This is a genomic window from Bartonella sp. AD328YNZD (assembly GCF_042196425.1).
The window spans coordinates 1-1553 of the sequence record NZ_JBHIQG010000461.1 but is presented as its reverse complement, the minus strand read 5'-3'; the positions used below and the strand labels follow the sequence as shown (position 1 = coordinate 1553).

2 protein-coding genes are annotated in these 1553 nt (G+C 32.5%); both read left to right on the top strand.

The window, feature by feature from the left end:
- A partial coding sequence (locus ACFIO3_RS12835; protein WP_375606732.1) for a YadA-like family protein occupies window positions 1-276 on the top strand: 276 nt, incomplete at its 5' end.
- A complete protein-coding gene (locus tag ACFIO3_RS12830) occupies window positions 273-875 on the top strand; it encodes an invasion associated locus B family protein (protein ID WP_375606733.1) in 603 nt (200 codons plus the stop codon). The genes ACFIO3_RS12835 and ACFIO3_RS12830, both read left to right, overlap by 4 nt.
- Window positions 876-1553 lie beyond the last annotated feature (678 nt).

Here is a 1553-nt window from a genome sequence, read left to right as displayed (position 1 = left end):
ATGAAGTTTGAGACATTGAATTATGCTATTCAGGATGTTCGGAAAGAAGCAAGACAAGCTGCTGCTATTGGTCTAGCGGTGTCCAACTTACGTTACTATGATATACCAGGATCTTTAAGTGTTTCATTTGGGAGTGGTTTGTGGCGCAGTCAATCTGCACTTGCTATTGGTGCTGGTTATACATCTGAAGATGGAAATATTCGCTCGAATGTGTCTGTGACAAGTGCTGGAGGTCATTGGGGAATAGGTGCTGGAATTACTCTGAGGTTGAGATGATAATAGAAAAAATGGCTGTTATTGTAAAAACGAGAAGTATGTTAGTAAAGATTCTGTTTGCTCTTGCCTTAATAGGCAAGAGCGAAAGCTTTGCCAACGAGAACAATAATATTTATACAGTGCATCCACCGCACTTATCGATACCTAAGGGAGAACCTGGCGAAACACGTCGAATTATTATGCAGTTTTATGATTGGACTTTGATTTGTGACGAAAAACAAAAGCTCAAACATAAGCAAGGTATATGTAATGTGACACAGACGGTTCATGATCAAGAAGGAAATACCATTTTCAGTTGGTCTCTTGTTTCTACGACAAGTGGTCAAGCAGTGATGCTTTTTCGAACATTGCCAAATTCTGATATAAATGTTCCGATTCAAATGTTTGTAAAAGGTGTTAAAAAACCTGTTCTTATTAATTATACGCAATGTAATGAAACGGTTTGTTTGGCACAATCACCTGTAGGGCCGGTTTTGACTAAACAAATAGAGCAGAACAATAAGGTACGTATTTCCTATAAAACTAAAGAAGGTAAGGTATTTTCTTTTACTGTACCATTTAAAGGGTTAAATGCAGCACTTAATTCTTTCCGTCCTTAGAATCCATCGAGTATTTTTAACAAGAGTCATTTTTCCATAAATTGTTGTATTATATTTCTGAGTGTAAATTATAAGATTAAATAAGTAAGAAGTTTTATATAATATGATATCGAGATGATTTGTTGGAAATAGTGAGAGTTTTATGAAATATAAAGTCACAGTAAGTTCTTTATATGTAATAGAAAATCAAGTTAGTGTTTCCCGTAATGCTTAAAGAAAGATTTCGTTAGTTATTAAAAATAAAAAAGATTAGAAATAATCGATTTATTTCTTACAATAATGAGTAGACTAAATTCTTTTTTTAAGCGGTCTGGTTATGTATTAATATTTTTCAGATAAATTTATAATTCTAGGGTTTTTTTTGAACGATAGTTTTTATTGGTATTCACAAAATAACAGCTATTGTAATTGCATTGTGTAGTACTACAGAACTTTTATTCCAGCATAATCAAAGCTATTTCATTGTATATAACAAACGAGGCTCGTGTGTGGATAACGAGATTAAAAAAATTTTTCTTATAAACCGTACTAATGTATAGGTTGTTGTAACCTTAAGAGTCAGCAAATAGTATGATAGTGTAGGTTTGTTACAATAGAGGTGTGCTCCGGTAAATGGTATAAAGAAAAGAGCATAATTTATAAAAATTAATGTGAACGTAAACGATTAATTTATAGTTT

Coding starts and splice junctions, on each gene's coding strand:
- ACFIO3_RS12830 (WP_375606733.1), top strand. CDS start 273: ATGATAATAGAAAAAATGGCTGTTATTGTAAAAACGAGAAGTATGTTA.